Origin of the sequence: Suipraeoptans intestinalis (assembly GCF_009696485.1) — a bacterium.
Classification (GTDB): domain Bacteria; phylum Bacillota; class Clostridia; order Lachnospirales; family Lachnospiraceae; genus Suipraeoptans; species Suipraeoptans intestinalis.
The window spans coordinates 947,648-971,371 of record NZ_VULY01000018.1 but is presented as its reverse complement, the minus strand read 5'-3'; the positions used below and the strand labels follow the sequence as shown (position 1 = coordinate 971,371).

22 protein-coding genes and 1 tRNA gene are annotated in these 23,724 nt (G+C 48.2%); 18 read left to right on the top strand and 5 right to left on the bottom strand.

Features of this window, described 5'->3' with window-relative positions:
* Positions 1-185: 185 nt before the first annotated feature.
* Complete coding sequence (locus FYJ34_RS05325; RefSeq protein WP_154476812.1) at positions 186-1,574, top strand: aminopeptidase; 1,389 nt, start codon at positions 186-188, stop codon at positions 1,572-1,574.
* Positions 1,575-1,610: 36 nt separating this feature from the next.
* Here the strand turns inward: FYJ34_RS05325 and FYJ34_RS05320 are convergent, their stop codons facing one another.
* Complete coding sequence (locus FYJ34_RS05320; protein WP_154476810.1) at positions 1,611-2,540, bottom strand: AraC family transcriptional regulator; 930 nt, start codon at positions 2,538-2,540, stop codon at positions 1,611-1,613.
* 150 nt (positions 2,541-2,690) lie between these two features.
* Here FYJ34_RS05320 and FYJ34_RS05315 point away from each other — a divergent pair, with 150 nt between their 5' ends.
* Genes FYJ34_RS05315 through FYJ34_RS05295 form a run of 5 tightly spaced genes read left to right on the top strand, consistent with a single transcriptional unit; the run spans position 2,691 to position 9,064 of the window.
* A complete protein-coding gene (locus tag FYJ34_RS05315; protein WP_154476808.1) occupies positions 2,691-4,610 on the top strand; it encodes a DUF5696 domain-containing protein in 1,920 nt (639 codons plus the stop codon).
* Entirely contained in the window at positions 4,595-5,956 is a 1,362-nt protein-coding gene (locus FYJ34_RS05310; RefSeq protein ID WP_154476806.1) for a Gfo/Idh/MocA family protein, read from the top strand. Before FYJ34_RS05315 ends, FYJ34_RS05310 begins: the two co-directional genes overlap by 16 nt.
* A gap of 38 nt (positions 5,957-5,994) precedes the next feature.
* Complete coding sequence (locus FYJ34_RS05305) at positions 5,995-7,278, top strand: sugar ABC transporter substrate-binding protein (RefSeq protein ID WP_154476804.1); 1,284 nt, start codon at positions 5,995-5,997, stop codon at positions 7,276-7,278.
* Positions 7,279-7,300: 22 nt separating this feature from the next.
* The gene (locus tag FYJ34_RS05300) at positions 7,301-8,224 is read left to right on the top strand and encodes a carbohydrate ABC transporter permease (protein WP_154476802.1); all 924 of its coding nucleotides are present in this window, start codon (positions 7,301-7,303) and stop codon (positions 8,222-8,224) included.
* Positions 8,225-8,236: 12 nt separating this feature from the next.
* Complete coding sequence (locus tag FYJ34_RS05295; protein WP_154476800.1) at positions 8,237-9,064, top strand: carbohydrate ABC transporter permease; 828 nt, start codon at positions 8,237-8,239, stop codon at positions 9,062-9,064.
* A gap of 180 nt (positions 9,065-9,244) precedes the next feature.
* Here the strand turns inward: FYJ34_RS05295 and nox are convergent, their stop codons facing one another.
* On the bottom strand, positions 9,245-10,579 hold the full coding sequence (gene nox / locus FYJ34_RS05290) for a H2O-forming NADH oxidase (protein ID WP_334296367.1): 1,335 nt from the start codon (positions 10,577-10,579) through the stop codon (positions 9,245-9,247).
* A gap of 303 nt (positions 10,580-10,882) precedes the next feature.
* On the opposite strand from nox, the gene FYJ34_RS05285 reads away from it, so the two are divergent.
* Positions 10,883-11,515, top strand: a complete 633-nt coding sequence (locus tag FYJ34_RS05285) for a lactate utilization protein (RefSeq protein WP_154476796.1) — start codon at positions 10,883-10,885, stop codon at positions 11,513-11,515.
* Positions 11,516-11,612: 97 nt separating this feature from the next.
* On the opposite strand, the gene FYJ34_RS05280 is transcribed toward FYJ34_RS05285, so the two are convergent.
* A tRNA-Cys gene (locus FYJ34_RS05280) sits at positions 11,613-11,683 on the bottom strand.
* Positions 11,684-11,842: 159 nt separating this feature from the next.
* Between FYJ34_RS05280 and srtB the strand changes: the two genes are divergently transcribed.
* The 5 genes from srtB to rpsR all read left to right on the top strand — a co-directional run bounded on the left by srtB (position 11,843) and on the right by rpsR (position 14,045).
* A complete protein-coding gene (gene srtB / locus FYJ34_RS05275; protein ID WP_154476794.1) occupies positions 11,843-12,643 on the top strand; it encodes a class B sortase in 801 nt (266 codons plus the stop codon).
* A 42-nt stretch (positions 12,644-12,685) separates the two neighbouring features.
* Positions 12,686-12,886 (top strand): DUF951 domain-containing protein, encoded by a 201-nt coding sequence (locus FYJ34_RS05270; RefSeq protein WP_154476792.1) that lies wholly within the window; start codon positions 12,686-12,688, stop codon positions 12,884-12,886.
* A 116-nt stretch (positions 12,887-13,002) separates the two neighbouring features.
* Positions 13,003-13,290 carry a 30S ribosomal protein S6 gene (rpsF, locus tag FYJ34_RS05265; protein ID WP_154476790.1) on the top strand — a complete coding sequence of 96 codons (288 nt, stop codon included), beginning with the start codon at positions 13,003-13,005 and terminating at the stop codon, positions 13,288-13,290.
* Positions 13,291-13,311: 21 nt separating this feature from the next.
* Positions 13,312-13,758: a single-stranded DNA-binding protein gene (locus FYJ34_RS05260; RefSeq protein ID WP_154476788.1), complete on the top strand. Its 447-nt coding sequence runs from the start codon at positions 13,312-13,314 to the stop codon at positions 13,756-13,758.
* Positions 13,759-13,781: 23 nt separating this feature from the next.
* Positions 13,782-14,045: a 30S ribosomal protein S18 gene (rpsR, locus tag FYJ34_RS05255; protein WP_154476786.1), complete on the top strand. Its 264-nt coding sequence runs from the start codon at positions 13,782-13,784 to the stop codon at positions 14,043-14,045.
* Between the two features lie 108 nt (positions 14,046-14,153).
* On the opposite strand, the gene gnpA is transcribed toward rpsR, so the two are convergent.
* On the bottom strand, positions 14,154-16,310 hold the full coding sequence (gene gnpA / locus FYJ34_RS05250) for a 1,3-beta-galactosyl-N-acetylhexosamine phosphorylase (RefSeq protein WP_154476784.1): 2,157 nt from the start codon (positions 16,308-16,310) through the stop codon (positions 14,154-14,156).
* A gap of 244 nt (positions 16,311-16,554) precedes the next feature.
* Between gnpA and nagB the strand changes: the two genes are divergently transcribed.
* Complete coding sequence (gene nagB, locus FYJ34_RS05245; protein ID WP_154476782.1) at positions 16,555-17,292, top strand: glucosamine-6-phosphate deaminase; 738 nt, start codon at positions 16,555-16,557, stop codon at positions 17,290-17,292.
* On the opposite strand, the gene FYJ34_RS05240 is transcribed toward nagB, so the two are convergent.
* Positions 17,289-18,200: an AraC family transcriptional regulator gene (locus tag FYJ34_RS05240; protein ID WP_154476780.1), complete on the bottom strand. Its 912-nt coding sequence runs from the start codon at positions 18,198-18,200 to the stop codon at positions 17,289-17,291. The genes nagB and FYJ34_RS05240 overlap by 4 nt on opposite strands.
* Positions 18,201-18,406: 206 nt before the next feature.
* Here FYJ34_RS05240 and FYJ34_RS05235 point away from each other — a divergent pair, with 206 nt between their 5' ends.
* The 5 genes from FYJ34_RS05235 (at position 18,407) to FYJ34_RS05215 (ending at position 23,720) form a co-directional block, all read left to right on the top strand.
* Positions 18,407-19,735 (top strand): ABC transporter substrate-binding protein, encoded by a 1,329-nt coding sequence (locus FYJ34_RS05235; protein WP_154476778.1) that lies wholly within the window; start codon positions 18,407-18,409, stop codon positions 19,733-19,735.
* Positions 19,736-19,831: 96 nt separating this feature from the next.
* Positions 19,832-20,737 carry a carbohydrate ABC transporter permease gene (locus tag FYJ34_RS05230; RefSeq protein ID WP_276959296.1) on the top strand — a complete coding sequence of 302 codons (906 nt, stop codon included), beginning with the start codon at positions 19,832-19,834 and terminating at the stop codon, positions 20,735-20,737.
* A gap of 16 nt (positions 20,738-20,753) precedes the next feature.
* The gene (locus tag FYJ34_RS05225) at positions 20,754-21,614 is read left to right on the top strand and encodes a carbohydrate ABC transporter permease (protein ID WP_154476776.1); all 861 of its coding nucleotides are present in this window, start codon (positions 20,754-20,756) and stop codon (positions 21,612-21,614) included.
* Between the two features lie 53 nt (positions 21,615-21,667).
* Entirely contained in the window at positions 21,668-22,594 is a 927-nt protein-coding gene (locus FYJ34_RS05220; protein WP_154476774.1) for a nucleotidyltransferase family protein, read from the top strand.
* A 1-nt stretch (position 22,595) separates the two neighbouring features.
* Entirely contained in the window at positions 22,596-23,720 is a 1,125-nt protein-coding gene (locus FYJ34_RS05215; protein WP_154475279.1) for a phosphotransferase enzyme family protein, read from the top strand.
* Positions 23,721-23,724: the final 4 nt, after the last annotated feature.

The following is a 23,724-nucleotide window of genomic DNA, read 5'->3' as shown; positions in this document are numbered from 1 at the left end:
CTATCGGCAGGAATTACGGAGCATCTGTTCCGAAAGGGAGAGGAGTGGTACAAGAAAGGGAGGATCAGGACGATTGTGCAATTCGGCAGGATAATCCAGAGAGTCGTCTGAAAAAAGGTTGCCCTATAATAGAGGCAGATACCTAATTCGGGAAACAAAAAATATAAGAAAAGAGAGGGAATAAGATGGAACGAAAGAATCTTTGGCAGACTTACACAAACAGTCAGTTAGAAGAACTGGAAAAGACAGCGGAGAATTACCGGCATTGTCTGGATGAAGGGAAAACAGAACGAGAATGCGTAAAAACAGCAATCAGACTGGCAAAAAAAGAAGGCTATCAGGATATGAAAGAGCTAATAGGAACCGGAAAGCAACTGCGGCCGGGAGATAAAGCCTATCTGGATTATATGGGAAAGGCGCTTGTCTTATTCCACGCAGGGGCGGCGCCCATAGAGCAGGGAATGAATATCCTGGGTGCGCACATTGATTCTCCTCGGATTGATATCAAACAGAATCCACTGCATGAAACAGAAGGACTTGCCTATTTGGACACGCACTATTACGGCGGGGTGAAAAAATATCAGTGGCTGGCTCTGCCGCTGGCCATACACGGGGTAGTCGTCAAAACATCCGGAGAAAAGATAGAGATATGTGTGGGGGAAGAAGAAACAGATCCGGTTCTGGTTATCACAGACTTGCTTCCACATTTGGACAAGAAAAGACGGGAGCAGAGCGCAGACAAGTTTGTGGATGGGGAACAAATGGATCTTCTGATCGGAAACCGCGCACAGGAGGAAGGGGAGCATCCGGTAAGCCAGGGGATCCTGAAGCTTTTGCGGGACAGATACGGCATGGAAGAGGAAGATTTTCTGTCTGCCGAATTTGAGATCGTACCGGCAGGAAAAGCGCGGGAGTGCGGGCTGGATCAGAGCATGATCCTGGCATATGGACAGGATGACAGGGTGTGTGCATTTTCTTCCCTGTTTGCCATGCTGGAGGCGCAGGAGATTACAAGAACCAACTGCTGCCTTCTCGTTGATAAAGAGGAGATCGGGAGTGTGGGAGCCAGTGGAATGACATCACGGTTTTTTGAAAATGCGGTGGCGGAATATCTGCTGCTGCGTGAGGGAGAAAACTACAGCGATCTGCTGCTTCGAAGGACCCTTGCAAATTCAAAAATGCTTTCATCTGATGTAAGCGCCGGATACGATCCTATGTATGAGGACGCCTTTGAAAAGAAAAACGCAGCGTTTTTAGGAGAGGGACCTGTCTTCAACAAGTATACTGGAGCGGGAGGCAAGAGTGGATCCAATGATGCCAACCCGGAGTATATTGCACAGATTCGCGGGATTATGGAAAAGGCCTCAGTACGTTTTCAAACGGCAGAGCTGGGGAGAGTGGATGTAGGCGGCGGAGGTACGATTGCGTATCTGATGTCTGTGTATGGAATGGAAGTGATCGACAGTGGAGTAGCGGTATTAAGTATGCATGCCCCCTGGGAAACGACAAGCAAAGCGGATATTTATGAAGCCGTCAGATGCTACAAAGCATTTTTGGAGGCGTCCTTTTTGTAAAATGGAATGCCGGAAGAAGCAGGCAGGCTTCCGAAGCTAGGGAGTTGCGTCGTCATCGACTTTTCGAAGTCCATCGCTGATGCCCTTGACAGAAGAAGCATAGGCGGAAGGGGACATTCCGGTAGAGATGCGAAACTGCCTGGAGAAATACGCAAGAGAGCCGTACGAAAGGAAATAGGCCAGCTCCGTCATGGTCATGGTACCGTCCCGGATAATATCCTTTGCCCGCTGGATCTTCATTTTGTTAAAGTGGTCGATCACACCGCAGTGGAGCTGTTTGTGGAACAGAGACTGAAGGGCGGATCGGGAAATGGAAAAGGTATTGCAGATGTCGGAAACATGGAGATGCTCACAAATATGATATTCCATGTATTTTAAAATTTCAGAAAGACGTTCCTGCTCAGCAGATTCCTGTACCGGAGAAAATCTGTGGACAGGGCGGGAGGCTTGGTGCTCATCCTGGTGTTCCCGCACCAGCGTGATCAGAAACAGCTCCAGGTGAAGAAGGATCATCTGCTGGGAGCCAAAGGGGGTACATTCCTTTATCTGTATCTGCTCGATGGACGGAATATGTAAGGGAGTAGACAAAGTTTGTCTGGCTTCAGCGATCATGCCGGAGATCAGAGAGCGTTCCTCTCTGCTGAGGGTAAAGGTTTTGTGAATAAAAAAATCCATGGCAGAAGAAGCGGAAGTAAAGGAAACTGCCACCAGGTTGGGAGAATCTTTTCCGATAGATTTGATCGCATGAAATTCGTCAGGCTGGTGAAAAATGATATCACCGGTATGGAGTGTGACCCAGGTACGGTCGGCGCAGACGGCAACGGTTCCCTTGTCCACATACAGAAATTCCCAAAAATCATGAGCTTCTCCGCGGAATTCAAAATTTTTCATGTATTCGAAATAATGGATGGTAATAATAGAATCGATAACAATGGAATGTTCCAGTACTGTTTTTACATAGCTCATAAAAGCCCTCCTGACAATATTGTAATAGGGTGTGGATAATTAGACAAGAAGCAAGGACGAAATATCAAACAATTATGTGCAAGTTATAATATAATGTGTAAAAAGCTGACAGAAAATTGGTGATTTTACCAATGAAATGAAGGGGATATCATGCTAAGCGTAAAAAAGAATGAAACAGAAATCAGGATAGAGGAGACAACCTTGAACGTTACACTTTTAAGGGGGGAAGCCTGTTGGAAATGGGACCAAGGATATGTTCCCCGGATGGAAAGTGAAGAGAACACGTGGAAATTCACAGATGCAACAACTATCCGGCATGAAATTGTGGAAAATGGAGTAGGGGCAGGGATCCGTAGCCACTTTGGAGGATTTGAGAGCGATGGAAAGAGCTGTTCCTATGAATTTGAAACCCTTGTCTGGATAGAAGCCTGTACAGGAGACGTATTTTTTGAATGGATCCCTCTGTGCGAAGAAGGGATGCAGATCCGGCGGGTATACTGGCCCGGACATATGGCCTTTGAGAAAGCAAGCCCTGACTGGTATACGGTACTGAATATGCAGCAGGGAGTATTGATCCCAAACACATGGGAAACAAAGCTGGATGAGATTCCGTTTGAAGGACGTTTTGGAACAGCCGGCGGATATATGCCGTGGTTCGCACAGTTTAGAGGAGAAGAAGGCTATGTGGCGATCTGTACGACTCCGTGGAACGCAGGGTATGGAGTGAAGCACCCTGAACAAGGACCGTATACGCAGGTGGGGATCTGGTTTGAGCCCAGCCTGGGAAAGATGGAGTACAGGCGTATAACCCGGTATACCCTGATAGAAGAAGGAGACTACAATACTGCCTGCAAAATTTACAGAAGGTATGTAAAGGAAGACGGAAGGCTTTGCACGCTAGCAGAAAAGGCTGCCAGAGTACAGCGGGTGGATGAGCTGATCGGCTGCAGTTTTTTGCACAAGGGAATTAAGACCTATGTGCAGCCACAGTCAGATTTTTACGATGCAAAGCATCCGGATAAAAATAACTGGCTGACCGGATTTGCCACAAGGGCAAAAGAGATCGCTGACCTGCATCAAAAAGGCGCGGGAAAGCTGTATCTGCATCTGGATGGATGGGCAGAGCCGGGGTACGACAACAATCATCCCGACTATATGCCCCCATGTAAAGAAGCCGGAGGCCGGGAAGGAATGAAAGAGCTGGCAGATACCATGCACCGGTGTGGCGATCTGTTTGGGATTCACGATCAATATAGGGATTATTACAGATCGGCAGCCAGCTTTGAGGAAGAGTACGCCTGTCGTCTGGTAGACGGCAGCATCCCGACACATCAGAGATGGGCAGGCGGACCGCAGTCTTACCTGTGCGGAACGCAGGCGCCCTATTATGTCAGAAGAAATTTCACGGCGCTGGAAGAGCAGGGGATCCAGTTGGACTGTGCGTATCTGGATGTGTTCACCTGCAATGAGGGAGATGAATGTAACAATCCCCGCCACAGGATGACCAGAAAAGACTGTCAGGAGGAAAGAAACCGCTGCTTTGACTATCTGATGTCAAAAGGGATCCTTCCAAGCTCCGAAGAAGTAAGCGACTGGTGTGTACCCAGCATGGTATTCAGTCATTATGCTCCTTATGATTTTATGCTCCGTCAGCCGGGAAGTCCCAGGTACGGGATTCCGGTGCCCCTGTTCAGTCTGGTTTATCACGACTGTCTGATCGTGCCGTGGATGATGGAAAAAGTCAGTGAGACGGAAGACTATATGCTCTATGCGCTCTTAAACGGAGGAGCGCCGTATCTTTGCAGGGACGGGGCTTACCCGAATGTGGATGGTGCATTTGACGAGGGAATCCGGCTCAGCCTGGAAGAAAAAATCGAAAGATGTAAGGCTGTTTCAAGGCTGCACCAAAAAATTGCAAAATGTGAAATGGTAAGGCACACGATGGTGAACAAGGATCCGGGGATCCAGAAAACGGAATTTGCAGACGGAACAGAAGTAACCGTGGACTTTTACCAACAGATCTACAGAATAGGAACGAAAACAGAGGTGGGAGAATGGAAAAAGGTGTAAAGGTTGTGATCGCAGGACTGGGAAGCAGAGGAAGGGAAGAGTATGCAAAGCTTGCCAGACTGGATCCGGGAAAAATGGAGATTGTTGCCATAGCGGATCCGGATCTTCAAAAGCTGAGAATGACGGCAAAAGAGTATCATATCCCGGAGGAGCGTTGTTTTACCAGCGCAGAAGAATTATTTGCCTGCACGCGGATGGCAGATGCAGCGATCATCGCAACACAGGATCGTCAGCATGTACCGCAGGCGCTGCTTGCTTTGGAAAAAGGGTATGATCTGCTGTTGGAAAAGCCGGTATCTCCCGACCTGCAGGAATGTATCCGACTGGAGGAGGCTGCGAGAAAATATGGGCGGCGGGTAGTAGTCTGTCATGTGCTGCGGTACACACCCATTTATCAAAAGGTAAAGGAACTTCTGGAAACGGGAACCATTGGAGAGGTGGTATCTATCGCAGCAACGGAAAACGTGGGGTGGTTTCATCAGGCACATAGCTTCGTTCGTGGAAACTGGTCAAATTCTGACGAAACAAGCCCGATGATCCTTCAGAAATGCTGCCATGATATGGATCTGTATCTGTGGCTGGCAGGAAAAACCTGTGAGTCCGTGTCTTCTTACGGGAGCATGTGTCACTTTAAAAAAGACAACGCTCCGGAGGGAAGTACGGACCGATGCCTGGATGGGTGTCAGGCAAGACGGGAGTGTCCGTTTGACGCAGAAAAAATCTATATGGACAACCGGATCATCGGGTACCGGACAGGGCACCGCCAGTGGCCGCTGGATGTGCTTGTTCCGGAAGGACCCAGTGAAGAAACGTTGATGGAGGCGCTGCGGACCGGAAAATATGGCCGCTGCGTTTATCGGTGCAACAACAACGTGGTAGACCACCAGGTGGTCAATCTGAATATGACGGACGGAACGACGATGAGCTTTACCATGAGCGGATTTACCTCCTCGGTTTCCCGCCATGCAAAATTCATGGGAACGCGGGGAGAGCTTACTGTAAATATGGATTCCCAGGAACCGGAAAAAGGAGAAATCTGTATTCGCAGATTTGATGCAGAAGTCACGGAGATAAAGGTGGATGTTATGGGATTGTCCGACGACTTTTCCGGACATGGCGGCGGAGACCGGCGTATGGTGGAAGAATTTCTGGAACTGGTTTCCGGGAAAAAGGAAGAAAGTGGACACATCACATCCCTGGAGCGTTCTCTGGAAAGTCATTACTGTGCTTTGGCGGCAGAGCAGTCCAGACTCCGCGCCGGAAAACCGGTAGTTTTAAAAGAATTTGTAAAAGCGTTACAGGAAGCGTATGCGAGCCCTTCGGGTATGACCGGAACGGCTTCATAATAGATGTCTTATCAACGGAAAAGAAAAGGAGGAGCATTATGAAAAGAAACTGGAAAAAACTGGCAGCCGTTTGTGTATGTGCGGCAATGAGTGTGACGATGCTGGCAGCCTGCGGAGGAAAAGGCGAGGGAGGAAGTGCAAAAAGCGGGAAGACGACCCTGACCCTGGGAATCTGGGATGAAAAACAAAGGGATGCCATGGAACAGCTGGCGAAAGCATATGAAAAGGAGCAAAAGGATGTTACGATCGAGATTCAACTGACGCCATATAAGGGCGGAGAATATTGGACAAAGCTGGAAGCAGCTGCGACAGGCGGGAAGGCGCCGGACGTATTCTGGCTGAATGTACTGCATCTGGATGCTTATGTGGAAGGCGGGATTTTGGCGGATCTGACAGATGCGGTTAAAAAGACGGATATTGCAGACAGTTTTCCGGAAACCCTGGTATCAAACTATGTCCGCGACGGTGTGAACTACGCTGTGCCGAAGGATTTTGATACCAATGCCCTGTGGTACAACAAAGAGATCTTTGACAAGGCAGGCGTAGAATATCCGACAGACGATATGACCTATGAAGACCTGGTGGCGCTGGCGGAAAAATTAAAGGCAGCAGGACTCCCGGATGGGGTGTATCCGTTTGCGTGCCCCGTAGACTTTCAGACCTGGTATTACCAGACAGTATTTGCAAACGGAGGATATATCCTGAATAAAGACAAGACAGAGACCGGCTATACAGACGAAAAAACGCAGGCGGGAATCCAGTGCTGGATCGATATGATAGACAAGGGATTGTCACCTAGTGCGGCGGCACTTTCTGAGACAACCGCAGACGCCATGTTCGAGGGAGGACAGCTTGCAATGAATTTTGCCGGTTCGTACATGGTGCCGGAATATGCGGGAAATGATGCGATCGCAGAAAAGATCGACTGTGTTGAGATTCCTACGTTCAACGGGATAGAAGACAACTGTATCAATGGTCTTGGGTATGCAGTTTATGAAGGAAGCAAGAACAAGGAAGAAGCCATCGCGTTTGCCACCTGGATGGGAAGCAAGGAAGCAATGAAAATACAGGGAGAAACAGGAGTTGTAATCTCGGCAAGGACGGACGCACAGGAATATTTTGCAAATGCAAATCCGAACTATCATCTTGCAGCGTATACCAATCATGCAGAGAAGGCATATCCTCTTCCTGTTTGCCCCAAGGCGGCAGAACTGTATGATCTGGAGGCAACGTATCTTCAAAAGGCATACAATGGAGAGCAGCCGTTGGCAGAAGTTTGTAAGGAACTGAAAAAAGAGGCAGATGCACTGTTGACAAAATAAGAAAAACGAAATGGGTGATCGTATGGCTGAAAGAAAAGCAAGAAAAGGCGCAAAAAAAGGAGTGAGCAGGAGACAGAAAAAGGACTGGATCGCAGCCTATCTTTTCATTGCGCCGGTTACACTGGGACTGCTGGTATTTTACATCTGGCCGTTTTTGCAGAATATATGGTTTAGCTTCAACAGCGTAAATAAGTTTAATGTAACGAATTTTGTGGGTTTGCAGAACTATGAAAAGCTGCTACAGGACGAAGAGGTATGGAAGAGTTTTGGGAATACGCTGAAATATGTAATCATAACGGTGCCGGCAGGAATGTTTTTGTCTATCTGTATTGCAGCCTTACTGAACACAAAAATCAAAGGAACCTCTGTTTATCGAACACTATATTTTTTACCATCCGTTACCATGGCTGCGGCTGTAGCCATGGTATGGAAATGGATCTACAATGAAAAAATGGGGATCCTAAACGGTGTGATAAGGGCACTGGGCGGAAAGGGGCATGGATGGCTGACCGATTCCGGAACAGCGCTTTTTATGATCATGATCGTAGGATTATGGATGACGGTGGGATATAACACGATTATCCTTCTGGCAGGAATGCAGGGAATTTCAAGAACCTACTATGAGGCGGCAGCCATTGACGGAGCGGGACCTCTGCAGAGATTTTTCAAGATTACCATACCGATGTTGACACCCACGATCTTTTTTGTGATGATCACATCTGTGATCAGTGGTTTTCAAGTGTTTGACGTAGTGTATATGATGGTGACAAAGACAAATCCGGCATATGCGGATGTGCAGACGGTGGTAATGCTGTTCTACCGGCAGGCGTTTGATTATGGATACAAGGGATATGCGGCAGCCATCTCTGTTTTGATTTTTGCTGTGATCATGGTCATTACGGTCGCACAGCTGATTGTACAGAAAAAATGGGTGAATTATGACTAAGGAGGGGAAAAGATGAAAGACAGAAGGATAGGAAAACAGATATGGATCCATATATTGCTCCTCCTTGGGATTGGGATTACGGTATTTCCCTTTGCGTGGATGGTACTGACCTCTTTTAAGACGGTAGGGGAAGCGATGCAGATACCGCCTACGATCTTTCCGAAGAAATTTCTTTTGACGGCTTATCAGCAGATCATAACGGCGCTGCCATTTACCAGAGTATATCTGAATACGATTATTTCTACGGCGGTAACAACGGTCGCGCAGGTGGTGTTTTGCTCTATGGCTGCCTATGCGTTTGCACGGATCGAATTTCCTTTTAAAAATATTATTTTTGTGATCATTTTGTCGGTGCTTATGGTTCCGGGACAGATTTTTCTCATTCCCCAGTATCAGATCATTCAAAAACTGGGGCTTTTGGATACGATACCGGCGCTGTTTCTGCCAAATTTATTCAGCGCTTTCGGGACGTTTTTGCTGCGGCAGTTTTTTCTTTCGCTTCCAAAGGAGCTGGAAGAGGCGGCTCTTTTGGATGGCTGCAGCAGATTTCAGATTTTCTGGAGAATCATGCTGCCTCTTGTAAAACCGGGCATTGTGTCTCTGGTCATTTTTACAGCTAAATTTGCCTGGAATGATTTTATGTGGCCACTGATCGTGAATACATCGCCAAAGATGATGACCCTTGGGCCGGCGCTCTCTACCTTACAGGGACAGTATACGACAAAATATCCCATGCAGATGGCAGGAGCCGTTATGGCGGTCATTCCTATCATTTTATTGTTTTTTGTTTTCCAGAAGCAGTTTATTGAAGGGGTAGCGCAATCCGGAATCAAAGGATAGGGCGATGACTGTGGATGTCATCGGAGCAGAAGGACGTGATTTTCTTTCCGGCGCCACAAATCTAAAATCGTGACAACCAAAAAAGACACAGGGTATTTTCTGTGACCCGGCGGGGAAGATCCGCCGCCGGATCCGGTTACAGAAGCCTGTGTCTTTTCTGGTTGTCTGTACGAGTGGGTTCTATTCTGCACTTAATGCAGCCATGGTGATGTAATTGTAGGGCTGATTAAAGTGGGGCAGGAAGAAGATGTCCAGAAGTTTCAGCTTATCAATGGTAACACCTTCTTCAATGGCGAGGGAGAACATATGGATTCCCATGGAAATATCTTCAAAGGAAGCCATCTGTGCTCCAACGACACGGCGGGAGGAAGTTTCGTATACGATACGGATTTTTACATTGGCATTGTGCGTCATAAATCCGGGCCGCTGTAAATCCTCAAAATCCGTGTATTTTACAGAAAGGCCAAACTTTTCTGCCGCTTTTACAGAAAGGCCGGTAGAAACCATGTGGTATCCGAAGATGGAGATACCGTTAGATCCCTGCACGCCAATAGATTCCAAAGGTGTGCCGCCGATATTGTGGGCAGCTACGATGCCCGAACGGACTGCGTTGGTGGCCAGTGCGATATAGGCCGGCTGCTGTAGGGCATTGGAATACACATTGGCACAGTCGCCGATGGCATATACGTCGGGATCGCTGGTCTGCTGATGACGGTCTACCAGGTAGGCGCCGTTTTTGAATAATTTCAGATGATCTTTTCCCAAAGCATTGTTGGGGAGGAATCCGATGGCGTTGATCACCAGATCTACGGCGTAAGAGCCTTTATCCGTTACCAGAGTCTGAACACGTTCCTCGCCCAGATAAGCCGTGGCTCTTTCGCCCAGGTGAAGGTCGATCTCGTGCTTCTTGAGATTTTCATCCATGTCTTTGGAAAACCATTCGTCATAGTAGCTGGCAAGAGAAGTGGATTCCACATCAAACAGCAACACATTTTTGCCGCGGCGTTTTGCTGCTTCTGCAATTTCCACGCCGATATATCCGGCTCCGATCACGGCAACCGTCTGCACCTCTTCTTTGGAAAGCTCTGCGTCCACTGCCTGTCCTTCCTGAAACAGCTTCAGGAAATGGATGCCGTCCAGGTCATGTCCGTCAATCTTGGGAGAAATGGGGAGGGAACCGGTAGCAAGGATCAGCTTGTCATAGCTTTCCTGGAACTTGCTGCCGTTTGCTTTTTCACAGCAGACAACTTTATTTTGAAAGTCTACTTCCGTGACAGATGTTTCCATGTGGATCTTTGCGCCTTTTTCGGCAAACGCCTTCTCGTTGGTGTAGAAAAGATTCTCATAGCTTTCGATCTGCCTTCCTACCCACAGAGCCGTTCCACAACCCAGATAGCTGAGGTTGGTGTTGCGGTCGATCATAACGACTTCCTGATCCTTGTAGGTATCCAGTAAAGTGTTTGCTGCCGCGATGCCGGCATGATTGGTTCCGATGATGACTGTTTTCAATTGAATCACTCCTTTTCTGATCTGATAAAGATAATAGTAACTGTTTTCTATTGTTATTTTCTTGATTATATAAAAGAAATGAGGAAAATGCAATAGAAATTTATGAAAAATGGACAAAAAAATCATCCGAAACTCTTTTTAACAAAGGGTTTTGCCGGAAAAAGGAGTAAAGCATCAGATAAAAGGAGGAAAGAATGCCGAGAAAAAGAAGACGCTTTGAATGTGGAGAGATTTTGTGTAAAATAAAAACAGGTTGGGGAAGGGGATTGTAAAGAAGAGCACAAACGAACGCATGAAGGAGGAAAAAAGATGAACCGCAGAAAAAGAAATAAAGTATTAGGAGAACAGGTGGTAAAGGCGCTGGAAAGCAGAAATATGGAAGCCTGTTACGTGGAAACCAGAGAAGAGGCGAAAGAAAAGGCTTTGGAGTGGATCAAAGAAGGAAGCAGCGTGTCCTGGGGAGGATCCCTGTCAATCGCAGAGATCGGATTGAAGCAGGCGGTCTGTGAAGGAGATTTTCAGGTGTTCAACAGGGATCTGGGAAAAGACAGAGAGGAAAGAAGGAACATAGAAATAGCTGCTTATGGATGCGACTATTTCCTGACCAGCGCCAATGGGATCTCTTCGGACGGCGTACTGGTCAATATGGACGGACTGGGGAACCGGGTTTCTTTTATTGCATCCGGACCCAGAAACGTGATCGTGGTTGCGGGGATGAATAAAGTGGTAAAAAGCGTAGAGGATGCCATTTCCAGGACAAGGAATGAGGCGGCGCCCATTAATACACAGCGGCTGGGACTGGACACTCCCTGTTGCAGACTGGGAACCTGCTTTGACTGTAAGACGCCTTCTACCATCTGCTGCCAGATGTTGATCACCAGATATTCCAGAGAGAAAAACCGAATCAAAGTCATTTTGGTGGACGATACCTTGGGATTTTAAAGCAAAGAAGGGCAAAACAAAAGAGAAGCGGAGAAACGGCGGAAAATAAAAAAACACCGATCCGCTTTGGATGATCGATGTCCCTGAAAATATGCGAAGGCGCCAACCAGATTTGAACTGGTGATGAAGGTGTTGCAGACCTCTGCCTTACCACTTGGCTATGGCGCCAAAGATTATCTTTTCTCATTCTATCAAAAGATAAAGGGTTCGTCAATTTAAAATCACCGGAATTTTCACCCGCAGGGAAAATGCTCCGAAATATTTTCAAAAAGGGGAGCCTTGTGCTATAATGGCGGGGAATAGAAAGAAGGCGGGAGATATAAAAAGATGAAAGAAGAAAAAAAACCTTATTACCATAGAAAGAAAAAAAAGCAGAAAAAGGTGACGGGCAGGAGCATCCTGTCAAACCTGATCCTCTTGGTGGCGATCGGCGTATTTTGCTTTTCGGGATTCCAACTGTTTAAGATCTGGAAGGGATACAACACCGGGAAGAAGGAGTATGCAAAGGTGCGGGAACTGGCTGTTGAGACCAAAAAGGACGAAAAGGGAGAAGAGACATTTTCAGTGAATTTTGAGGAACTGAAGAAGATCAATCCGGATACGGTAGCGTGGATCCGGTTTGACCCGGAACCGTCTGTGATCAACTATCCGGTGGTTCAGGGCAGCGACAATGAAAAGTATCTGTCCAAAACCTTTTCCGAGAATGAAAATACGGTGGGCGCCATTTTCCTGGATGCCAATGCCAGTGCGGACTTTTCAGACAGGCACACCCTGATCTACGGACACTGGATGCGGGACGGTTCCATGTTCCGGCATCTGGAGGATTACAGAGAACAGTCTTTTTGGGAGGCGAACCCCTATTTTTACCTGTATACGCCGGATGGGAAGAAGCTGACCTACCAGATTTATTCGGTGGGGGAGGTAAAAGACACATCGGACAGCTACCTGACACAGTTTGCGACGGATGAGGCTTTTCAGAAGTTTTTGACCATGACCAAAGATGTGGCACAGTATGATACGGGCATTGCAGTGGATACCTCCAGCAGGATCGTGACCCTTTCGACCTGTACCAGTGCAGGCGATGAGAATCGTTTTGTGGTGCGGGGCGTAAGAGTGAAGGAAGAATAGAAACATCCTCAAAAAAGGAAAAATCGGACAAAGGGTGATCGTATGGCAAACTACAAGTATGAAGTAGGAGATGTGGTAACTCTCAAAAAACCGCATCCTTGCGGAAGCAAAAAATGGGAGATCCTGCGGGTAGGGGCGGACTTCCGCCTAAAGTGTACAGGCTGCGGACATCAGATCATGATGGCCCGACCGCTGGTGGAAAAAAGCACAAGAGATTTAGAGAAACCACTTGAAAACCGCTAAAAAATATGGTAGTATGAACCACTGTGACACAGTGTAATTTGGGGAAGTTTCCCCGGATATCCTTGCTCCTACGAAAGAGTAGGGGCCAAAAAGACCAGAAGGAGGTGCAAGGCGACATGAACAAGTATGAGTTAGCTGTTGTTGTCAATGCAAAAATCGAAGATGATGAAAGAGAACAGGTTGTCGAGAAAGTAAAGGCTCTGGTAGAGCGTTTCGGCGGCAAGATTTCTGACGTTGATGAATGGGGTAAGAGAAGACTGGCTTACGAGATTCAGAAAATGAAAGAGGGATTTTATTATTTCATCCACTTTGAATCTGATGCAGAGGTTCCAAGCGAGATCGAGCAAAGAATTCGTATTATGGACAATGTACTCAGATATTTATGCGTAAGACAGGAAGCATAAGCAGGAAGCAGAGGGATTAATATGAATAAAGTGATTTTAATGGGACGTTTGACGAGAGATCCGGAGGTTCGTTATTCTACAGGCGACACCTCTATGGCGATCGCAAGATACTCCTTGGCGGTGGACAGAAGGTTCCGGAGAAATAATGACGGCGAGCAGAGTGCGGATTTTATCAACTGCGTGGCATTTGGGAGATCGGCTGAGTTTGCGGAAAAGTATTTCAGAAAGGGACTGAAGGTGCTGGTAACGGGACGGATCCAGACCGGCAGCTACACCAACAAGGAAGGCCAGAAGGTATATACGACAGATGTTGTGGTGGAAGACCAGGAGTTTGCGGAGAGCAAAGCTGCCAGTGAAGCACACGGCGGTGGATTCCAGGGGATGCCTTCACCTGCGGCAGGGACAGACGCCGGAGACGGCTTTATGAATATCCCAGATGGAATCGACGATGAATTACCGTTTAATTAGTGTGTGGTAAGGAGGACAAGACCATGGCTTTTGAAAAAGGAAACCGTCCGGAAGGCGGATTTAAGAAAAGAGGCGGTATGCGCAGAAGAAAAAAAGTCTGCGTATTCTGCGGCAAGGACAACACGATTGATTACAAGGATGTGGCAAAGCTGAGAAAGTACATTTCTGAGAGAGGAAAGATCCTTCCCAGAAGAATCACAGGAAGCTGTGCAAAGCACCAGAGAGCTCTCACAGTAGCCATCAAGCGTGCGCGCCACCTGGCATTGATGCCATACGTTCAGGACTAATCGGAGCTTTCAGAGAGCAGGCGAAGGTTTCGCAGACCGGAACAGAAGATACAAAAAAGCAGTGTAGTTTCAGCAGAAGCTACACTGCTTTTTTGCGTAAACGAATCGTTATTTCCATAAAATCTGGCAGGGCTTTAACGTCACCTGTGTTGCCTCGCCATTTCCGTCATAAAAGACGGTGGACTGAGTATCGTTAGAATTGTTGACAATAGCATACTTCCCGGTTTCGGGATAGGCGTGTACCTCACAGAACAGATTGTCTGTGTGCCAGCGACGGAAAGCCTCTTCTTTGTGTGCTGCATAATACATCGCCCGCATGAGTAGACGAGTGTTTTCGTGGCTGTAGGGAAGGCCGCTGATATAGACCCCTCTTCCCTTTCCGTAGGGATGAGCAGCCAGATGCACTTCGTTGTCAGAGTATTCCAGAATCTCCGTCTGCCGGGAAAGGGCGTAGATATTGTGCTGGCTTTCTCCAAAGCAGAAGGCGTCCTTTGCGTCGGCTGTGATGAAATGGGAGGAAAGAGCCGTGTGAAAATATTTGTCGGTGGATAAGGTATAACCCAGCTCTTTGTCTACCCCCAGCACATCTGCCAGCTGGAAGAAGCGTCCCTGATGGTGGATGGCGGAAGGCTCCCCGATCCCCAGAAAAGCGCCGCCGCCATAGACCCATTGACGGATGGCAGTCACAAGCTTTGGATCCAGCCATTCCTCCCCGCCGGAAAAAGCGGTGCCGGCATCTCCTACATTCAGGATCACATCCACATCTGCCGGAATGCCTCCGGTACGGATATCCTGGAAACTGAGGAAGGAAACGTCCACGGCAGCGCCGCTTAAAGCTTCCAGCACACCAAAATAAGAATAGGTCTGCTTGTACCAGAGGGCGTGAGCCACCATGTGGGTCTGCCAGGAACGAAGCCGGCCCCAGGCGTTTAAGACAGCGACCTTCAGACCGCAGTAGGGGCGCTTTCCTTTTACGTTGTCGTAGATGGTGCGAAATTCTTCCGTAACCTGCGCGATGTAATCTATGAATTTGGGGAATTGATAGGCCAGGCTGAGATAGCCGCCGTATCCGATCCGATCCAGAGGGCTTCGCATCAGGGCGCGTCTTGCGCTCAACCAGTTTTCTACCGCTTCCACACAGGGATCATTTCCTTCATAAAAGGTGTCGGGAAAGAAATAGGGCAGAAAGCGGCCTTCTGTGTATTTCACATGAGGAATATCGGAAATAAGGCGCAGCGTTGCGCCGCCGCCGACACTTCCTACGACGGCATCCATCCCGATTTCCCGGAAATAAGGACCGTAGGGTTCAGTTCCGATCCAGTTGTCCCCCAGGAACATCATAGCCTCTTTGCCGGCTGCATGGGTAATATCCACCAGCTCCTTTGCCTTCTTTGCGACAAATCTCTGAATGAAATCCATGTAATCCAGATAAGCCTTTGTGGGGACACGAAAGGCGGTGTTATAGTATCCGTTATCCACGATATCTTCCGGTCGCAGAGCGTATCCATATTCGGCCTCAAATTCTTCAAAAGCCTGGATAGAGACAGTTGCGCCGTATCCGAACCAGTCTACAAATTTCTCTCGGGCCTCCTCATTAAATACCAGAGTGAAATGATAAAAGAAGGTGGTAAAGCGAACCACATCTGTGTCCGGATTTTCCTTCAGCCAGGAAGTCAGGTAATCCGTTGCAAATCTGCCGGAATGGGGCAGACGGACGTCAAAAGGAATTTCGTGCGGCTTGTCGCCCCAGTCGTTGGTAATATGGTTGTACATCTGAGTGGGATCCCAGATGGCGTACACGAAAAAGGAGACGGTGTATTCGTGAAAAGGGATGGCCTGTTCCAGGAGAACAAGATGCTTTTGTGTGTCCACCTGCCAGCAGGAGACGGGCAGGACCTCCCCCGTAGTGCGGTCGATGACTTCCCACCAGGTATGAGGATCGTGGCGATAATCCGGAACCACCTGTTCCCTGAAATATCCGTCAAGAAAATCAATGGTCAGTTCCGTGGAAGTGGCCAGATTCCTTTTGGACATCAAAAGCATCTGCTGGCATTCATCCATATGTTCTCTGGCAAAGTCGTTGTGGCCTCTTGCCACAAAGTAGGTGGTGTAGATTTTGGCGTCCAGCTCCTTCAGTTCCTGGTCCAATTTGGTCCCGTCACTGTCCCGCAGGGCGTCGGCGCCCCATTTTTCCATGATTTCTTTTGTTTCAGTCAAAAACCCGGATTGGCTGGGCAAAGTGACTCTTCCTCTCGCTTTAGACATAGCAAACCTCCTTATATTACCGGGCGGCAAAGACCGCCCTGAAATGACTCTCTGGATTTGAGTATAGGAGAGGAAGGGCAAGAATGCAATAGCACGATTGTCGACTTTTTTTGTCTTTTTGGACAGACTTTCGGAACCGTCTTGTTTTCGCATATATTCTTTGCTATAAAAGAAAGAAAGGGGCATGAAGGAACGACGGGGCGAAGAGCCTGGGATCATGCAGAACACATATGGGAGGACACTTATGAGAGTATATGCAGTGAAAGACTACCGGGAAATGAGCAGGAAGGCGGCCAATATCCTGTCGGCGCAGATCATATCCAAACCGGACAGTGTGCTGGGACTTGCTACGGGTTCTACGCCGATCGGAACCTATGAACAGCTGGTAGAGTGGTACGAAAAAGGGGATCTGGATTTTAGTGAGGTCAGGACTGTCAATCTGGACGAGTACAAAGGACTGGACAAAGAAAATAAACAGAGCTATTACTACTTTATGCACAGGCATCTGTTCGACCGGGTAAACATCCCGCAGGAACAGACCCACCTGCCGGACGGAACCAATGCAGAAGCGGAAAAAGAATGCAGACGATATGAAGAATTGATGGAAAGCCTGGGAGGGATCGACATTCAGCTTTTGGGAATGGGGCATAACGGGCATATCGGATTCAACGAACCGGCGGAGGCGTTTGCAAAAGAAACCCACTGTGTCGATCTGCAGGAAAGTACGATACAGGCCAATAAACGTTTTTTTGAATCGGCAGAAGAGGTACCCAGACAGGCCTATACCATGGGGATCGGCACCATTCTAAGAGCCGTCCGGATCTTGGTGATCGTAAGCGGAGAGGATAAAGCGGATATCGTAAAGAAAGCCTTCTGGGGGCCCATTACCCCGCAGGTACCCGCCTCCATCCTGCAGCTGCACCCGGATGTAATCCTGGTGGCAGACGAGGCAGCGCTGTCTAAGGTGACAGAGAAGCTCTAGCGCCTTCGCTCTGTCATGGCCTTAATGGAAGACGCATATTCAGAGGGAGTCATTCCAGTGAGCTTTTTAAACTGACGGGAAAAATAATGGATGGAAGTATACCCCAGCTGTTCGGAAATCTGGGTGAAGTTTAGCCGGTTGGTCCGGATCATTTCCTTGGCGGCGTTGATCTTCATCAGGGAAAAATATTCGATGATCCCCATATGGCACTGGGCCCGGAACAGCTTTTGCAGCTGAGAGCGTCCGATCAGGTTGTCCTTGCAGATCTGATGGATAGCAATGTGGGAACAGAGGTGGGATTCCAGATAGTCGGTGACACGGTGAAACAGCTCCGTGTCACTTTTTTTCGTCATAGGGCCAAAAGAATCCCGACCGGGCAGCCTGCGAAGAACCACCGGGTTGGAATGCCGGCGGATCAGGTGGATCAGGAAATGCTCCAGATACAGCCGGATCAGCTGCTGGGCGCCAAACATATCGGCAGGCTTCTGGGGCATGTTCTGTAGATAGGGGTCATCCAGCCGGCAGTCGAAACAGCGCCGGGCTTCAATGATGATATCTGCCAGAAGGTTGCGCTCCGTGTCGTCGATCAAAAACGTTTTTTTGCGGAAGAAGTCCATCGCCGGATCGTCACACTGGAAGGAGATGACCACCAGGTTAGGGGCGATGGTTCCGTTGGCGTGTACGTCATGGAATTCGTTGGGTTCGTGAAAGGCGATCTCTCCCTGCTTCAGAGTCCGCAGCCTGGTCCCGGCGGTAATGGAAACTTCCCCTTTGTCCACACAGATAAATTCCCAGAAATCATGGGCTTCTCCATCAAAGGAAAAATCATTCATATATTCAAAATAGTGGATGCTGTAAATTTTACCAACAGATACTTCGTTTTGCAGTGAAATTCCGTCATATCCCATAAGATACCTCGCGATTTGTCTTGAAAAAGAGTTGCTTTTTTAAAATATTATGGATTCTTACCAACAGTATACAGGAAAAAGAAAGGGAAATCAAAAGAAAAATACCGATAGTGCAAATTTATGAAAATATAATACAAAGATTTTTGTGCAGTTTTGTAATAGAATGAGGACAGCGAGAGAAAACACTTTATAGGAGGTAAAGTAGTATGAAAAAGAAACTGGTTAGCGTATTGCTGTGTGGAGCACTGGTTGTCGCTGCAATGGCAGGCTGCGGCAAGAAGTCTGACAGCGCTTCCTCTGATAGCAAAGACAGCGACAAGCTTGTGTACTGGTCTATGTGGAGCGAGAAAGAGCCCCAGGCAGAAGTGATCAAGGAAGCGGTAGAAAAGTACACAAAGGACACAGGCGTAGAGGTAGATCTGCAGTTCAAGGGACGGAGCGGACAAAGAGAAGGTCTGCAGCCGGCATTGGACGCAAAGCAGCAGATCGACCTGTTTGATGAGGATGTCAACAGAGTCAACGGATCCTGGGGAAAATATCTGCTGGATCTGGAAGATCTGGCAAAAGATTTTGAGGCAGAGCACGGAAATACGACGCTGTTCCAGATTGCAAGAAACGCATACGGACAGACTCACGACGGAGATGCAACGCTGCATTCTATTCCTTACCAGCCGTCTATTTTCGGTTTCTTCTACAACAAGACCTTGTTTGAAAAGGCAGGAATCGAGGCGGTTCCGACTACCTGGGAAGAGTTTGACGCAGTGTGCGCAAAGCTGAAGGAAGCAAAGATCACACCGATCACAGGCGACGGAGCCTATGCAACCTCTTTCCTTGGCTATCACCTGGGACGTTATCTGGGACAGGATGGCGTAAAGGCACTGGTGGGAGATCCGGCAGTGAAGGAAAAGGTGGAAGCAGGGGAGATCGAGGCAGTGAGCTGGGATGATCCGAGAGTGGCACAGGCAGCGAAAGATCTGGAAGACTTTGCAAGTAAGGGATACTTCTCCGAGAACATAGAGTCCAATGTGTATCCGGCAGGACAGAATCAGGAATTTGCACCGGGGGATGCAGCAATCATCATCTGCGGATCCTGGCTGCCCAACGAGATCAAGGATTCGGTATCCAAGGATCTGAAATGGGGATACTTCAATTATCCGGCAGTATCCGGCGGAACCAATGATGCAACGGCAAACAACATTGCAAACCAGGTATTTGCGATCAACAAGGATTCCAAGAAGGCAGAGCAGGCATTTGAACTGATCACCTATATCGCGGCAGGAGATTTCGATAAGAAGATGACAGAGGAAGCTCTTTGCATCCCGGCCGACAAGGCAAATGCAGATGCATGGCCGACAGAGCTGCAGGAAGTAAAACCGGGATTTGATGCAACCACTACTTTCTATGACTGGGCAGTGGGTGTAGAAAATAACGGAGACCTGACACCGGCATTAAGCGAAAACGTATTAAAGCTGATGGGCGGCAAGATGACAGCCGATGAGTTCGTAAAGGCTTGCAAGACCGCAGCAGAAAAATAAAAACTGTTTGAAGTTTGAGAGAGCAGTGAGGGGAATATGGTGGCATGGGCAGACTGCCTTCGCCACCATATTTTGTAAGAAGAAGGAGGGATTTGCGTGAAGAAAAATAAGGGAATGATAATTGGGTTTCTGATGCCGGCAGTTATCATGTTCCTGGCTGTATTTCTATATCCGATCATCAGAACGGTCCTGATGAGCTTTTTTAAGATCGAGTCGGTTACAGATACCGCGGATATGTGGCAGTTTGTGGGAATCAGTAACTACGAAAAACTGTTGTCGACGGATATTTTCCGTACAGCCATGTGGAACATTGGAAGGATCTGGCTGTTTGGCGGACTGATCGTCATGCTTTTGTCACTCCTTCTGGGCGTGATCCTGACCAGCGGGATCAAAGGGAAAAAAGTATTTCGTGCCATCATTTATCTTCCGAATATCGTGAGTGCAGTTGCATTGGCAACTATGTGGCTGCAGTATGTGTACAGTCCTAAGTTCGGACTGTTAAAAAGTGTACTGGAGTTTGTAGGGCTGGACAAGCTGGCCAAGACCCAGTGGACAGCGCCGGATAATGTATTTTGGGCGCTGCTGATCGCCTACTGTTTTGGAATGGTGGGCTATCATATGCTGATCTGGATGAGCGGGATCGAAAGGATCAGTCCGGATTTTTATGAAGCGGCTACAATTGACGGGGCCAATAAGCCTCAGCAGTTCAGATATATGACACTTCCTCTGCTGAAGGGAGTGTTTAAGACCAACATTACCATGTGGTCAGTCAGCACGGCGGCATTTTTTGTATGGTCCCAGCTGTTTTCTTCCGTGACGGCCAACAAGGCCACCATTGTTCCGGTGCAGTATATGTACATGAACATTTTCGGGGCGGGGAATGCGGTAACAGAGAGAAATGCAGGCTATGGAGCCAGCATCGGGATCGTGCTCTGCCTCTGCGTGGTTCTGGTGTTTACCGTCTGCAACCTGCTGATCAAAGACGACGATCTGGAATTTTAGAAAGGGGGAGCAACTGATGAAACAAAGATGGAACTGGAAAAAAGAGTTAAAGCTGGCCCCCGGGTATCTGGTGGTGTTGTTGTGGGTAGGATTTACCCTTTTGCTCCTGGGATGGATCGCAGCGGCAAGTCTGTCTACCACGGCAGATATTTTCAAGGGAGATGCGCTGAAATTTCCTACAGGACTTCATTTTGAAAATTATGTACAGGCGTGGGGATCCGGCGGTGTGGCTACCTTTTTTAAGAATTCACTGCTGTATTCTGTGATCTCCTGTATTCTTCTGATCCTGATCTGCGCGCCGGCAGCCTATGTGCTTTCCAGGTTTACCTTTCTGGGAAACAAGGTGATCCAGACGGGATTTGTGGCGGCGATGGGAGTGCCGATCACCATGATCATCCTGCCGCTGTTTGGCGTAGTAGCAAATATGGGCATCTTAAACAGTCTTCTGGCAAGCAAGGTGACGCTGATCTTTCTGTATACGGGGATCAATATCCCTTATACGACGATTTTTCTTCTGACCTTTTTTTCCAACCTGTCAAGGACGTATGAGGAGGCGGCGGCGATCGACGGATGTCCGCCGGCCAGAACGTTTTGGAAGATCATGTTTCCGATGGCACAGTCCGGGATCGTGACGGTAACGATCTTTAATTTTATCAATATCTGGAACGAATATTTCCTGTCTCTGATCTTTGCCAACAGTGACGAGCTGCGTCCGGTGGCAGTGGGGCTTTACGGAATGCTGCAGTCCATGCAGTACACCGGTAACTGGGCGGGAATGTTTGCAGCGGTTATCATTGTATTTCTTCCCACATTTGTTTTATACTTGTTCCTGTCGGAAAAAATCATCGGCGGCGTTACAGGCGGAATCAAAGGATAGAGGAAGTACAGACGGAAAGAATGACAGATAGAAAGAGTTTGGAGGTAAGGAAAATGAAAAAACCGGTATTGGTCATTATGGCAGCGGGAATGGGAAGCAGATACGGAGGGCTAAAGCAGATCGATCCCATTGACGAAGAGGGGCAGATCATTATGGATTTCTCCCTGTTTGATGCAAAAAGAGCAGGATTTGAAAAAGTGGCATTTATCATCAAGCGGGAAAACGAAGAGGATTTCCGTCAGGTGATCGGGAAAAGAATGGCAGACCATATGGAGGTTGCCTATGTATTCCAGGATATTGCCAACCTGCCGGAGGGATATCAGGTGCCGGAAGGGCGCGTCAAGCCATGGGGAACCGGTCATGCAGTGTTAAGCTGTCTGGAGGAAATAGACGGTCCCTTTGCAGTGATCAATGCAGACGATTATTACGGGGAAGAAGCCTTCCGCCTGATCTATCACTATCTGGAAAGTCATGAGGATGATGAAAAATACCGTTATACCATGGTGGGATACCAGTTGGGCAACACGGTAACGGATAACGGACATGTTGCCAGAGGGATCTGTGAGATGGACGAGGCCGGACGGCTTGTGGGGATCTGTGAGAGAACCCGGGTAGAAAAAAGAGACGGAGGGATCGCCTTCACGGAAGACGAGGGAGAGACCTGGAATTTCGTGCCAAAGGAAACCACGGTGTCTATGAACATGTGGGGATTTTCTGCCAGTATTCTGCAGGAATTAAAGAAAAGGTTCCCGGCGTTTTTGGACAGGGGACTGCAGGAAAATCCCATGAAGTGCGAGTATTTTCTGCCGGAAGTAGTCAGCAGGCTGCTGGAAGAAGAAAAGGCAACGGTGGATGTTTTAAAATCAAAAGACAAGTGGTATGGAGTTACATACAAAGAGGATAAACCGGTAGTGATGGAGGCCGTCAGAAAAATGACGGAAGAGGGACGGTATCCGAAAAAGCTTTGGGGGGAATCATAACATGGCACAGGTAACAAGACAGCAGCTGGATGAAGCGATCGGAAGCTTCCAGTATGAAGGGATCCTGACAAGGGAAGAGCCGTATGGAAGCGGACACATCAATGATACGTATCTGCTGGTATTTGAAATTGCAGAAATGGGAACGCTAAAGGTGATCCTGCAGCGGATGAACAAGGATGTGTTTACAGATCCCAGGAGTCTGATGGAAAATATTGTGGGCGTCACATCCCACTTGAGAAAAAAGATTATCTGCCAGGGAGGAGATCCCGACAGGGAGACCTTAAATGTGATCCACACGGTGGACGGAGATCCGTTTTATGTGGATTCCAAGGGAGATTACTGGAGATCCTACAAATTTATCACAGACGCCACCAGCTACGATCAGGTAGAAAAGGAAGAGCATTTTTATCAAAGCGCCGTGGCTTTCGGGACGTTTCAATGTCTGCTGTCGGATTATCCGGCGGAAACCCTTCATGAGACCATTAAGGATTTTCACAATACATGCGCCCGCTATGAAGCCTTTGAACAGGCGGTTCTGGCAGATCGAAAGGGAAGAGCGAAAGAGGTGGAAAAAGAGATCGCCTTTGTCCGTCGGAGAAAGGAAACGGCAGAATATTTTTCGCGGCTGTTGGAGGCAGGAAAGATCCCGATCAGAGTGACCCACAACGACACCAAGCTGAACAATATTATGATCGACAACAAGTCGGGAAGGGGGATCTGCGTCATCGATCTGGATACGGTGATGCCGGGACTGGCTGTGTTTGATTTTGGCGATTCCATCCGATTTGGAGCCAGCACGGCCACGGAGGATGAGAGGGATCTGTCAAAGGTCTCCTGTGATATGCATCTGTTTGAAATCTATGTGAAAGGATTTATTGAGGGCTGTCAGGGAAAACTGACAGAAAAAGAGATCGAGCTGTTGCCTATGGGGGCGAAAGTCATGACCTTTGAGTGCGGAATGCGGTTTTTGACAGATTATCTGGAGGGAGATACCTACTTTAAGATCCACAGAGAGGGACAGAATCTGGACAGATGCCGGACGCAGTTTTGTCTGGTGGAGGACATGGAGCGCAAGTGGGATACCATGAAGGAAATCGTAAGAAAGTACGGAAATGCAGGGAGGTAGTCAC